Genomic DNA, 12236 nt, shown 5'->3' with positions numbered 1-12236 from the left:
TGTTGTCGAGGTGGAAGCGACATCACTTTTCGATCGGCGTGCCGGTCGGCTTCGAAGGAGGATCAAAGTCATGAGGAATACCGCTCGCTGCGTCGGCCTGGCTGTCGGCGCTTTGATGTTTGTGTCGGTCGCAGCCCCTGTCTACGCTGGCGGGGCTAATTCGTCGGGCCCCTACGACCCTTACCCCGACAATGTTGGTGCACCGTCGGGCAACGGCAATGGGGTCGGCAATGCGTACGGAAAGCCAGCCGCCGGCACGGTTGGCAATGCTGATGCGAAAAACCCGCCTGGTCAGCTTCCTGGTCCATGGGATGCCAACAACGGGTACGAATGCGATGACAACAGCGGCATTGCCAAGGGGAACCCAGCGCACAGTGTCTGCGAGGAGCTGAAGTAGCATGACTCTTGTGGACACCCTATCGCCACGCAAGTTGAGGACGTAAGGGTGTCCGGTGCGGTCCCGTCACGACGCCGTACTGCACAGTAGGACGTCGTGATACCGGCTCATCGCAGAAGCAGCGGTGGGCAGAGTGTTCGCCGGCTGGCACATGATGGCGAACGCCCCCCCGGCTCTGCTCTGCAATACCGCCCACTGCGGACCCGCACGGTGGGTGGTATTGCTGCACGCAGCCAGGATGCGTGTGGCGCGGTCGGCGCGGAGGCTTGTCGAATAAACGGTTCAGCTCGTGCCTTCGCTCGCACGTTCCAACCATATTCGTCCGACGGCGCCGCGGTTAGGGAACGAGCTTCCCTAGGCCATGCTTCCCGTCCTTCAGCTTCGCGGGGCGGAAGGTCGATCGATTGTCTCTCACCAGTCCATCGAGAATGTCGTCGGTTAGAGTCGGATCGATGCGACTGCGGATTCGGTCGTAGCTGACAAATTGATAGCCCCTCTGTCGCAAGTAGGAGAGGATCGAATTGACCCTCGGATCCTGCGGCGGGATGTCAGGCATCGCGCCGACAGCATCGAGATCCTCTTGCGAGGGTGACTCCGACTCAAGTTCACGGATGCGCTCGACAAGCAGGTTCCAAGGGAGTTGACCTGGCATAGAGAAGTCCAGATGTTGAATAGGTTCGAGGCGCGGGTGTACCTTGCACGGTTCAAGCCTCACGGGAAGGATTGTCTTGCCCTTGCCCAATCCGTAAGCCCACTCGAAGGTCACGTAAGACGAACTCGCGGAGTTTTCGCTCAATGCGACAAGGACAGCGACCGAATCGGAGATGCCGCGCTCGATTCCATCGCGCCAGTCGCTTCCGGCACGCAGTTGCCCGTGGTCTCGCCAAAGCATGATGCCCGACTCAGCGAGTTTGATACTGGCTAGCTCGGCAAAGTAGTGGTCCTTTGTCGAGTAGCTTAAGAAAATTGTCGGCATCACGCACCTCCAGAAGGTCTCTTGCCAATTCACCTGTAGAGTCGATTGGTCGCTCCGAAGCCGCGTCGGGATAGGTACCGAAAGGGAGCAGCTTTTCTTTGCCCTCGAAACTGTACCGGAAGCGCCACCACTTGCCGCCGGCGGCGGTCACGATGAGGAACAACCCGAGCTTGACTGGTTTCGCGCCGGGCTTGGCGTTGCGTACTGTGGTGTCCGTGAGTGGCATAGCGGCCTGCGTCCGGGTTCGTTTCATCCCTTGGAGTTACCCCGGGGCCAAGAGGAATTACCCCAAAAGTTACCCCACCAGCAGCTGGACTTACCCCGAGAGTTACCGCAGTTTCTCGCCGGATGCTTTGGGACCATGTTACCCCGCAATGGACAAAAGGCAACAAAAAACCCGCACTTAGGCGGGCTCTCTGGACTGCTATGGACTACCTTGGATTGCTTTGTGGTGCCCAGGAAGGGAATCGAACCCCCACACCTTGCGGCGGCAGGACCTAAACCTGCTGCGTCTACCAATTTCGCCACCTGGGCTCTGCCACCAACCAAACAGTATGCCGGACGACAGGGGCGCTCTGAACTCATCCCGGCGGCACCCGATGGCTCCCCTGCCCTCGCGCCAATACGGCATTCTACCCGGGACGGTCCCGCGCTGTCAGCTTCGCGAAGAGGGTTCCACGCCACCGGCAGGCCCAGCCTGGGCCGACACAGCGATCGGCCGACGGATCGAGCAGGCGCCTTGCCACGTGCAGCCGGGCCTCGCGCGTCACGGTGCGGCGGGAGTGCCGTACCGCTCCCCGTCGCGGACGCGGAGGACGAAGACGAGGATTTCTGGCATGATATGAAATTCGAGATCACCATCATTTCGGCCACACGACCGTAGCACCACGCAGCGCGCGGTTGTTGGGCTTGCAGAACGAGCCGGCTGCGCTGGATCTAATGACGGTCGAAAGGTCGAAAGCTCGGAAGGCCGTCTTCCCGCCGGAAGGGCTGCGCATGAGGGAATTGACGTGGGTCGCCCCCGGATGCGCTTGGCGGCCACCGCTGGTGCCAGGACTGCCTGGCGAATGCCTGGAAGGAACGGGGGCTCCTGACCCGAACTCCCGGCTTCTCTCCCCCCATTACTCAGGAGCGCGAAATGACATCTGATCTCTTCAAGACACCGGCCGCCCATGCCCAATCCGACCGGCGTGGCATTATCCTGGCGGGAGGTTCGGGAACGCGCCTGTACCCGGCCACCCTCGCGGTGTCCAAGCAATTGCTGCCGATCTACGACAAACCCATGATCTACTACCCGCTGACAACGTTGATGCTGGCGGGGATTCGCGACTTCCTGATCATTTCGACGCCTCAGGACACGCCACGCTTCGCGCAATTGCTGGGCGATGGCCGGCGGTGGGGACTCGACATCCGCTACGCGGTCCAGCCCACGCCGGACGGCCTGGCGCAGGCGTTCATCATCGGCGCGGACTTCATCGGTAACCGACCTTCCGCCCTGGTGTTGGGCGACAACATCTTCTACGGTCACGAGATCGCCAATGACCTGCAGTGGGCCAATGCGCGGCAGGAGGGGGCCACCGTGTTCGCCTACCGCGTCCAGGATCCACAGCGTTACGGGGTGGTCGAATTCGACAGTACGGGACGCGCCATCAGCCTGGAAGAGAAGCCGAGCGAGCCGAAATCGCACTACGCCGTAACCGGGCTCTATTTCTACGACCAGCGCGTGGTGGACGTCGCCCGGAACCTGCGGCCCTCGCCACGCGGTGAACTCGAGATCACCGATGTCAACCGACAGTATCTGGACTGGGGCGACCTTTCTGTTTCGATGATGGGCCGCGGCCATGCCTGGCTGGATACCGGAACCCATGAGTCACTCCTCGAGGCGAGCCTGTTCATCGAAACCATCGAGAAACGGCAGGGGCTGAAAATCGCCTGCCCGGAGGAAATCGCTTACCACCAGGGTTACATCACGGCGAGTGAAGTCGAAGCGCTGGCCCAGCCGATGAAGAAGAACCTCTACGGGCAGTATCTGCTGGCACTGCTCGACGAGTAGCGGCGTCGGCTGTTTTCCATGCCTGTGGATCCCCCTCCCCAACCTCTGGTGCCCTTGCCATGAAACGAATTCCAACCGACCTCCCCGATGTATGGATCGTCGAACCGAAGGTCTTCGGCGACGCCCGCGGCTTCTTCATGGAAACATGGAACCGCAGGACCTTTGCCGATCTGGGTCTGGACGTGGAGTTCGTCCAGGACAACCATTCGCGGTCCCGCCAGGGCGTACTGCGCGGACTCCACTACCAGATCCACGAACCGCAGGGCAAACTGGTCCGGGTCACCAGCGGCGAAGTGTTCGACGTGGCAGTGGATCTGCGCAGGTCGTCGCCGCATTTTGGCCGCTGGGCAGGGGTGACGCTCTCCGGCGAGAACCAGCGCATGCTCTGGGTTCCGCCAGGCTTTGCCCATGGTTTCCTGGTGGTGTCGCCAGCAGCAGACTTTCTGTACAAGACCACCGCCTACTACGCACCGGAACATGAGCGCTGCGTCGCGTGGAACGACCCCGACATCGGCATCCGCTGGCCCCTCGATGACGAGCCTGCCCTGTCCGCCAAGGACCGTATCGGAACCCCCCTACGGCTGGCCGAAGCCTACGCCTGAGAACCACCACCCGGCGACCCACCTGTGCAGTCGGGTGCGGTGCAACGTGCGGCAGGCGTCGGCCAGCGCAAACCCGTTCTCCCCGAGTCCAGGACTCGGCTGGCCCCGCCCACCCGACCACCGGCCTGCGGTCTTCAGCGCGAGTATCGCGGCAGACGACCCCACGAAATTCCGCGCGTGTCAGACAATCCGGCACGCTTCCTCGAAGGCGAGCCGTGGACCGCGAGGATGCAGTCTGGCGGGGTCGCCGATGCCGAGATTGCAGAGAAAGTTGGCCTGATAGCGCCCGTCCGGGAAGAACGCCGCATTCAACGTGGCCGTGTCGAACCCCGACATCGGGCCGCAATCGAGTCCGAGCGCGCGCGCGGCCAGAATCAGGTAGGCGCCCTGCAAGGTGCCGTTGCGAAAGGCCGTAGTGGCCGCCAGCTCGGCGTTGCCGGCAAACATCGGCCGGGCGTCGTAGGACGGAAACATCGTCGGCAGGTGCTCGTAGAAGGCACTGTCGGTGGCAACGATAACGGTCACCGGAGCCGCCAGCGTCTTGTCGAGGTTGCCCGGAGAAAGCGCAGGCGCGAGCCTGGCCTTGCCCTCTGGCGAGCTGACGAAGAGCAGGCGCGCCGGCTGGCAGTTCATCGAGGTGGGCCCCCACTTCATCAGGTCGTAGAGGCGGCGCAAGGTGGACTCGGGGATCGGCTCGTGGGCGAAACCGTTGTGGGTTCTCGCCTGCACGAAAAGTTGCTCGAGGGCTTCGGTGCTCAGGGCTGGCATGGTGGCTCCTTGTGGTTCGGTCTACGGGTTCAGGGGCGCGAAGGCGACGTCGAGTATGACATCTTCGGTGACCTGTGAGGCGCACTTGCCGACATGAATGGCAAGCGCCTGAAGCGACCGCACACGAAACACAAAGCGGGGCCCTGGTTTGAAGAAACCGCCTTCGGCGCGCCGGCTGGGATGACGAGCAGGACGGCCAGATCGAGATCAAGCATTGCCGAACACGCGCGCAAGGTGGGAACATACGCCTGCAGCGCGCTCGGCACTGCCTGATCTCACGCAATCAACCGGAGGAAACGACATGATCAACGGCCCTGTCTGGAATGAATCGATCCTGAAGCGGGAAGGCGTATTTCCGACCATCCTCGCGATCGGCGATTCGTGGTTCTGGTATCCCGAGAACAACCTGGCTTCTCCGCTGCACAACATCGTCAACCGCCGACACACTCATGTCATCCTCGTGCGGGGACACAACGGGGCGGAGGCGCTCGAGTATCAGTCGGGCCCCATTCGGGCTCAGATCGAAAAGGACCTCGACCGCGACAAGGGCTATGGCCGAACCCTGAAGGCGGTCTTTCTTTCCGGAGGCGGCAACGACCTCGCAGGCAGTGACGACCTGCCGCAGACGTTGCTCGACAACTGCAGTGCTGCCACCGCGGCCGCCGCTTGTTTGCGTGCCGGACAGCCCGAGCAGCTTTTCCGGCGCGTTCGCGACTCGCTGCTGAGCGTCGTCGCGCTCGTCGAAAAGAAGATCCCGGGTACGCCGGTGTTCATACACGGCTACGACTACGCCTGCCCGAACGGCGAAGGCTTCCTCGGGCTCGGGCAATGGCTGCAGTTTCCGATGGACCAATGCAAGGTGAAGCGAACCCTGCAGCAGGATCTGGTCAATGTCCTGATCGATCGCTTCCGCGTCGCACTGGAGGAGGTCCAGGCCCAGGCGCCCAGCGTCCGACTGGTGGACGGACGCAAGACCCTGTCTTCCGCCGATTGGGCCAATGAGTTGCATCCGACCGTCCCCGGATTCAATCGCCTCGCGAAATGCTGGCAGGCCCCGCTGGAAGCCGCCGGGATTGCCTGAACCCCACCCGCGCATCGGGCCATGAGTCACCGCGCCATCCCCGGCGTACGCCGTCTGCCGTCGATTGCCATGGGCAGGGTCTCCTCGGCCGGCGGTGGCCAGCTTACACCAGCCCGCGTGCGGTCGCCAGGATGTAGCCGATGACGCAGGAGGTGCTGACGCCGATCAGCCCGGGAAGTATGAAGCTATGGTTGATCAGGTACTTGCCGATGTGCGTCGTCCCTGAGCGGTCGAACTGAATGGTCGCCAGGTCGCTCGGGTAGGTCGGCAGGATGTAGTAACCATAGCAGGCTGCAGCGAAGGCGACGACGTAACCCGGCGGGACGCCGATCGACAGCGCCACCGGCACCATCGCACTGATCGCGGCCGCCTGCGAGTTGACGAACTTCGAAACGATCAGCAGTGCCACCGCATAAGTCCAGGGTTGCGTCTTGACGAGGTCGGCCAGGGCGTCCTTGATGATCGGGAGGTTGGCCTCGAAGACCGAATCGGCCATCCAGGCGACACCGAACACGGCAACCACGGCAATCATTCCCGCCCGGAATACCTCGGTCTTGCCGATCGTCGCGGGATTGGTCTTGGTGAAGATGATGATGAATGCGCCGGCCATCATCATGAACATCTGGATCGTCAACACCATCGACAGGGGCTTGCCGGCGAAACTCGGCCGCAGGGCCTCGAACGCACCCAGAGTCGCGACGGTGGCGATCGCGCCGACGAAGATCCACATTGCCACCCACTGGCCCCGATCCAGCGTCTTGCCGAGCAAGGTCGCCGTCTCGCCGTACACGAATTTGCGGTTCTCCGGATCGGCGATCAGCTTCTGGAAGTCCTCGTCCTGGTCGAGGTCCTTGCCGCGGAACCAGCTGAAGATGCCGATCATCAGCACACCGGCCAGCGTCGACGGGATGGTGATCGACAGCAGCGTCACGAAATCGATCACCGGCGCGCCCGCCGGCGCCTTGGCGAGAAACGCCGCCAGCGAGACGACGGCCACCGACACCGGACTGGCGATGATGCCCATCTGGGCGCCGATCGAGGAGCCCGCCATCGGCCGCTCCGGCCGGATACCGTTCTTGATGGCGATGTCGTAGATGATCGGCAGCATCGTATAAACGACGTGCCCGGTACCACAGAGCATGGTCAGGAAGGTGGTGACGAAGGGTGCCAGGATCGACACGTACTTCGGATTTCGCCGCAGCACCTTCTCGGCCAGCAGCAGCAGTACCTCCAGGCCGCCCGAGGCCTGCAAGGTCGCCGAGGCGGCGACGACCGCGACAATGGTCAGCATCACGTCGACCGGCGGCTTGCCCGGCGGAATGTGAAACACGAAAACGAGCACCACGACGCCGATACCACCCAGCAGGCCGAGCGCCACCCCGCCCTTGCGCGCGCCGTAGAACAGACAGACGAGAATTAGCAGCAGTTCGAGCGTCAACGTCATGATGGGACCTCTTCCTCGGGTTCAGCAATGTCGTAGCGGCGACTGACGGCAAGTGGCATTGTGCATCCAGGCCGTACCGGAACGTTCACCAACAGTCTCACTAGCCGGCCTGACGACCGCGTCCAGCCAGCACGCCCGCATTCTCTCCCGGTGGCAATATCGCACGGTTGACCCATCTCAACTGGCGCCTTCATTTGCCCCCCACGGCAGCCCAGTGCGCCGGGCATGCCGTCAGGCCGCAGCCTGACGCGTCACGCCGCCAACCCGAAACGCGGTCACGATGGCCATACCCTGCAAAGCCGCGATGCCTATCAGCACCGCAGCAAAACGCCCGCGGTCCATCAGTCCGCCGAAGACCAGTGGCGCCAGCGCCAGGCCGAGGTCGAGACCCGAATAGACGAAACCATAGACGCGCCCGTAGGCGGCCTGACCAAAACGCGAGGTTGCCGCCCGGCGCACCAGCAGGTCCCGCGAGGGCCCGGCGATGCCGGTGCAGAAGCCGATGCAGGCCATCACCGGCAGCACGCTCCAGGCCGGCAACGGTAATGTCGCCAAGGCAACCGCGAGCAGCGCGCCGGTGCCGAGCGCGGCGGCGATCAGCCGCTCCTGGTCGCCCTTCCGCGCCAGGAAGCCACCGGTAAGGATGCCGCCCGCCCCACCGGCCAGATAGGCGGAGAGCGCTGTTGCCCCGGCCGCCAGTGACAAACCGTAGAGATTCTGCAGGATCGGCGTCGCAAAGTTCTGGATCGCGCCGAACGCCGTGGTGATCAGAAAGAAAAAGGCAAAACACAGCCATACCGCCGGCGAACGCAGGAACGCCAGAAGCGGCGCCGGCGTCGCGACATCAAGGGCCTGCAGGCTGTTCGGCGGATCGGCCAGCGTGCGACGACGCCAGAACAGGAGAACCAGTGCGAGGGCCGCCAGCCCGGCGGCGGCCAGCGCCGCAACCCGCCAGCCGGCGGTCGCGGCAATGCCGGTCATGAACACCGGCGCCAGCGCCCAGCCGAGATTGCCGGAGAGGCCATGAATCGAGAACGCGTAGCTCAGCCTGGGTGGCGATACGTGGCGATTGAGCACCGTGAAATCGGCCGGGTGGAAAACACTGTTGCCCAGCCCGGCCAACGCCGCGACGACGACCAGCCCGGCATAGCCATCAGCGACCGAAAGCAGCAGCGACGCGACCAGAAAACAGCCGATGCCACTGCCGAGAACCCTCGCCGCGCCGTAGCGATCGACGAGGAAGCCGGCAAGCGCCTGACCGATCGCCGAGACAACGAAAAACACCGTCATCGTCGCCCCGATGCCGGTGAAACTGAGTGCGAAGTCCTTCATCAGCCACGGAAAGAGTGGCGGCAGGAGAAGGTGGAAGAAATGCGAGACGCCATGCGCGCAGCCGATCAGCGAAACGACTTCGAAATCACGGTTGGGCGGCACCACCGCGGGGCTGGCAGTCATGGCGAGGCTCCTGGACGAAAGCGTGCGGCAGTGCAGTGTACTGGGTTTTGCCAGGCGCCGTGCCTCGGCGCCGCGCTACCCGCGACGGCCGCCGCCATCCCCGGCACCGCCGCCGATGGAGACTGCCGGCAACCGACCGGCCACGGTCGTACGGGGCCGATCGACCTGGCCTGATGCCCTGCCAGCGGCACGGCGTCAGGCCAGGTCGCGGCAGCAACTAGACCTGTTCGGAGATCGACAACCTGCGCAACATGTTGCGCCGCTTGTGCTGATGGGCGTGCATGCGCTCGAGTACGCCGTTGAGGAAGCGCACCGCCTCGACGATGTAGGGCCCCTTGTTGAGCATCACCGCTTCGGCACGGCCGCTCATGACGGCGTCGGAAACTTCCGCACGCGTCGGCGCGCCGGTCTTCGCCAGCCCCTCCAGCACCTGGGTGGCCCAGATCACCGGCACGTGGGCGGCTTCACACAGCCAGAGAATCTCTTCCTGCACCTCGGCCAGACGCTCGAAGCCCACTTCGACGGCCAGATCGCCGCGCGCCACCATCACGCCGACCGGCGGCGAGTACATGGCGGTCAACAGCAGGCGCGGCAGGTTCTCGAAAGCCTCCCGGTTCTCGACCTTGAGCACGACACCGATGTCGCCGCCGCCCAGCCTCTCGAGATGCCGTTGCAGGAGCAGCACGTCCTCGGGCGTGCGCACGAAGGATAGTCCGACCATGTCCACGTGCTTTACCAGAAACGCCAGGTCATGGACATCCTTGTCCGTCAGGGCGGCGATAGCGAGTTCGGTGTCCGGCAGATTGATCCCTTTTTCCGACCGCAGCCTGGCGGTTGTCGGGCCGGTGTCGCCGATCTGCACGACGATTTCATGACCGTCGTTGGCCACGACGCGGCTGCCGATCTTGCCATCGTCGAAAAAGATGACCTCCCCGGGCTTTGCGGCATCGAAAGCGGCGTCCAGGGAGCACGAAATGCGCGCCGGCTCGATGATCCGACCCTCGGCGTCGCGCACGGCCGACCGCCCCGGGATGCCGTCGCGTGTCAGGATCAGCCTGTCGCCCACCGCCAACTCGATCGGCGAGACGACCTCGGGCAAGGGACCGAAGTCGCCTTCGCCAATCACCTCGCCGGCGCGCAGCAGGCGTGCCAGTCCGCCCTCTTCCACGTAGGCCGTCTGGCTCGACAGCGCCAGGCACGAGGCATTGCGCACCTCGCTCACGACGAGTTCGCGATACTTTCCCCGGCAATCGTCGAAGGCGATGACGTCACCGGCAAGCGCGGACTCGATCAGGCGGCCTTCGATCGGCACAGTGAAACGCACACCCGGAGGTGGCGGCTCCGGCGCTTCGGCGGGCGTCAGCCAGACCTGCGCCGGCTCGCTTACCGAACCGCGCAGGTCGCGGCGCGGCCGGTACTTGAGGACACGCCCGAGCGACTCGATCATGCCGGTACGCAGCTTCGGACCCGCCAGGTCGGCATAGATCTTGGCCGAGCGACCGAGTTCCCTCTCGGCACGGTGCAGGTTGTTGATCATGCCCAGCCAGGCCGTCTCGTCGTCGTGCGCGCAGTTGATGCGCACCACGTCCATGCCGGCCGCCAGCAGGTTGCGCACCAGCGCGTAGTCGACGGCGGCTTCACTGGGCATTGTCACCATGATCCGCACCGAACGCTTGCCCGCCGGCGAGCCGAGAAGAAGCTGGCTGTGGTGATCGAGGACGATCGTGCCGTCGTCGATGCTCAACGGCGAGGGCGGAGACTGCCGCGGCCGCGACCGGCCGGCAAGGCCATGCAGGGCCGCCAGAACGGCATCCAGCGAGCTGAGTGTCTGCGCCTCGCAGCCGCCCAGCGAGGTGAGGCCGAGAGCGGTCAGTTCTTCCTGCAGCGGTCGCAGATCGATCTGCCGCAGGGCGAGATAGTGCAACAGGTTGCGGGCGCTGGCCTGATAGCTGGGCTCGATACCCTGAAGATGGTCGACGTGGCTCTGTTCGAGCGCTATGGCGCGCGCACGCAACTCACTGATCCTCGGGATCAGACGTTCTGCCTGCGGGTGGTCCAGGCCGGCAGCGGCCTCGGCGCCGTCACGGTGGCATGGGCTGTCCTGGAGTTGCTGGGTTTGCTTCATTGGCTGATTCCCGTCCGTGGAGTGGCTGGAGCGTCGCGAGCCGCGCTGGCGCGCTCTCCGCCGCAGACTACGCCAGCAATGTTGCGGCAGCGTGACGGCGACGCGATCGCCGCCAGGGCCGCGATCGCGCGCCGGCCTCCGGCAGCTTCCCCGCTCGCTCACAGGGGCGCGAAAAAGACCTTCAGAGCCGCCTGAAGCCGCCGTTCCTCCTGCACTCGTTGCGGGAAATCGAAGTGCCCGGCCGTAAGGACGAACAAGTCCTTGCGCCCACCGATGGCGTTGAAGACGGAGAACTGGCCGGGCGGCGCGACTGCCGGGTCGAACAGGGCCGCGGCGACGTGCATCGGCTGCTGGATGAAGCGAGCTGCCACGGCAGCGTCGTAGAACGCCAGGGTCTCCACGACCTGCGGGTGCTGTTGCGCGAAAGCCTGCACCGCCACACCGCTGCCGACGGTGGGCAGGACCAGGCGAAGAGCCTGGTTGCCGAAAGTCGGCACGTTCAGATGCGCACGCTCGATGCGCCCATCCCAGGCCAGACCGAGCGCACCGACGCCGCCGCCGAGACTGATGCCCATGTAGCCGACGTGGCCGGCCGTGTGCGGCGCCACCTGCAGCAAGGCCGTGACTCCGGTCCACAGGTCGTCGACACAGCCACCGATAATGTAGCGATCGCGCAGGTGGATGTCGTGCAGCACATGGTAGTTGGGATCGTCGGATATCGGCCAGCGGCGACTGCGCGAGAGGCCTCGAAAACACGGAACCACATAGACGGCATCGTCACATGGCAGGTCGCTTGGCGGCGACTCGATGCCGCCGTAGCCGTGCCCGAGGACGAAGCCCCGGCGGGCAACCCGCGAAGTGGGCCACAACAGCCAGCCACGGACCGGGAAACCTTCGGTAGACGCATACTCGAGGTCAAAAACACAGAAACCCTGCAGCCGGTGCTGGCTGGGAGCGAGCCTGGGCTGAGGGTCGATGCGCAAGGCGCGCTGATAGCGTTCCTGCCAGAAGGCAGCGAAACCCTCAGGCGGCAGCGGCGGCTCGATGGCGCAGAGGCTCTGCAGGTCATGGCCGTAACGCGGATCGAACGGATAGGCGTGCGACAGACCGGCAGGCCCGGGCGAGCAAGCAGCAGCATGGCTGCTCGCCGCCAGGCGCGACTTCCTGGCCGCAGCCCTTCGCGAGCGCAGCCAGAGGTGGAAATCGCGCGACATGGCCGCACTCTTGGGAATCACGCCAGCAGTCGGCATCGTCGTCCTCCGCAGCCTTGGTCAGGTCGCACTCATCATGGCGGAAAGGCCTCCGGCCGCTGGGCAAGCGCCACAGGCAAGCGCC

The 12236-nt window shown here is 64.5% G+C and carries 11 protein-coding genes and 1 tRNA gene; 4 read left to right on the top strand and 8 right to left on the bottom strand.

Features of this window, described 5'->3' with window-relative positions:
- Positions 1–70: 70 nt before the first annotated feature.
- Positions 71–397 (top strand): hypothetical protein, encoded by a 327-nt coding sequence (locus tag CAP2UW1_RS09295; protein ID WP_015766368.1) that lies wholly within the window; start codon positions 71–73, stop codon positions 395–397.
- A gap of 337 nt (positions 398–734) precedes the next feature.
- On the opposite strand, the gene CAP2UW1_RS09290 is transcribed toward CAP2UW1_RS09295, so the two are convergent.
- The 3 genes from CAP2UW1_RS09290 to CAP2UW1_RS09285 all read right to left on the bottom strand — a co-directional run bounded on the left by CAP2UW1_RS09290 (position 735) and on the right by CAP2UW1_RS09285 (position 1907).
- Complete coding sequence (locus CAP2UW1_RS09290; RefSeq protein WP_015766367.1) at positions 735–1373, bottom strand: toll/interleukin-1 receptor domain-containing protein; 639 nt, start codon at positions 1371–1373, stop codon at positions 735–737.
- A complete protein-coding gene (locus tag CAP2UW1_RS24515) occupies positions 1300–1599 on the bottom strand; it encodes an Arm DNA-binding domain-containing protein (protein WP_081444143.1) in 300 nt (99 codons plus the stop codon). The genes CAP2UW1_RS09290 and CAP2UW1_RS24515 overlap by 74 nt, the downstream gene beginning before the upstream one ends.
- A gap of 223 nt (positions 1600–1822) precedes the next feature.
- Positions 1823–1907 (bottom strand) — tRNA-Leu (locus CAP2UW1_RS09285).
- A gap of 604 nt (positions 1908–2511) precedes the next feature.
- On the opposite strand from CAP2UW1_RS09285, the gene rfbA reads away from it, so the two are divergent.
- Both rfbA and rfbC read left to right on the top strand, forming a co-directional pair.
- Positions 2512–3426: a glucose-1-phosphate thymidylyltransferase RfbA gene (rfbA, locus tag CAP2UW1_RS09280; protein WP_015766366.1), complete on the top strand. Its 915-nt coding sequence runs from the start codon at positions 2512–2514 to the stop codon at positions 3424–3426.
- Positions 3427–3485: 59 nt separating this feature from the next.
- A complete protein-coding gene (gene rfbC, locus CAP2UW1_RS09275) occupies positions 3486–4028 on the top strand; it encodes a dTDP-4-dehydrorhamnose 3,5-epimerase (protein WP_015766365.1) in 543 nt (180 codons plus the stop codon).
- A 180-nt stretch (positions 4029–4208) separates the two neighbouring features.
- Here the strand turns inward: rfbC and CAP2UW1_RS09270 are convergent, their stop codons facing one another.
- Positions 4209–4796, bottom strand: a complete 588-nt coding sequence (locus CAP2UW1_RS09270; RefSeq protein ID WP_015766364.1) for a malonic semialdehyde reductase — start codon at positions 4794–4796, stop codon at positions 4209–4211.
- Positions 4797–5097: 301 nt separating this feature from the next.
- Here CAP2UW1_RS09270 and CAP2UW1_RS09265 point away from each other — a divergent pair, with 301 nt between their 5' ends.
- Positions 5098–5877: a GDSL-type esterase/lipase family protein gene (locus CAP2UW1_RS09265; RefSeq protein ID WP_015766363.1), complete on the top strand. Its 780-nt coding sequence runs from the start codon at positions 5098–5100 to the stop codon at positions 5875–5877.
- 103 nt (positions 5878–5980) lie between these two features.
- Here the strand turns inward: CAP2UW1_RS09265 and CAP2UW1_RS09260 are convergent, their stop codons facing one another.
- The 4 genes from CAP2UW1_RS09260 to CAP2UW1_RS09245 all read right to left on the bottom strand — a co-directional run bounded on the left by CAP2UW1_RS09260 (position 5981) and on the right by CAP2UW1_RS09245 (position 12151).
- A complete protein-coding gene (locus CAP2UW1_RS09260; protein WP_015766362.1) occupies positions 5981–7321 on the bottom strand; it encodes an anaerobic C4-dicarboxylate transporter in 1341 nt (446 codons plus the stop codon).
- 231 nt (positions 7322–7552) lie between these two features.
- Positions 7553–8776 (bottom strand): MFS transporter, encoded by a 1224-nt coding sequence (locus CAP2UW1_RS09255; protein WP_015766361.1) that lies wholly within the window; start codon positions 8774–8776, stop codon positions 7553–7555.
- Between the two features lie 217 nt (positions 8777–8993).
- A complete protein-coding gene (locus CAP2UW1_RS09250; protein WP_015766360.1) occupies positions 8994–10901 on the bottom strand; it encodes a pyruvate kinase in 1908 nt (635 codons plus the stop codon).
- 158 nt (positions 10902–11059) lie between these two features.
- Positions 11060–12151, bottom strand: a complete 1092-nt coding sequence (locus CAP2UW1_RS09245; protein ID WP_015766359.1) for an acetylxylan esterase — start codon at positions 12149–12151, stop codon at positions 11060–11062.
- Positions 12152–12236 lie beyond the last annotated feature (85 nt).

It is taken from the genome of Candidatus Accumulibacter phosphatis, assembly GCF_000024165.1.
In the GTDB taxonomy this organism is placed as follows: domain Bacteria; phylum Pseudomonadota; class Gammaproteobacteria; order Burkholderiales; family Rhodocyclaceae; genus Accumulibacter; species Accumulibacter phosphatis.
The sequence above is the reverse complement of the archived record's forward strand: the minus strand, read 5'-3'. Positions and strand labels throughout refer to the sequence as shown.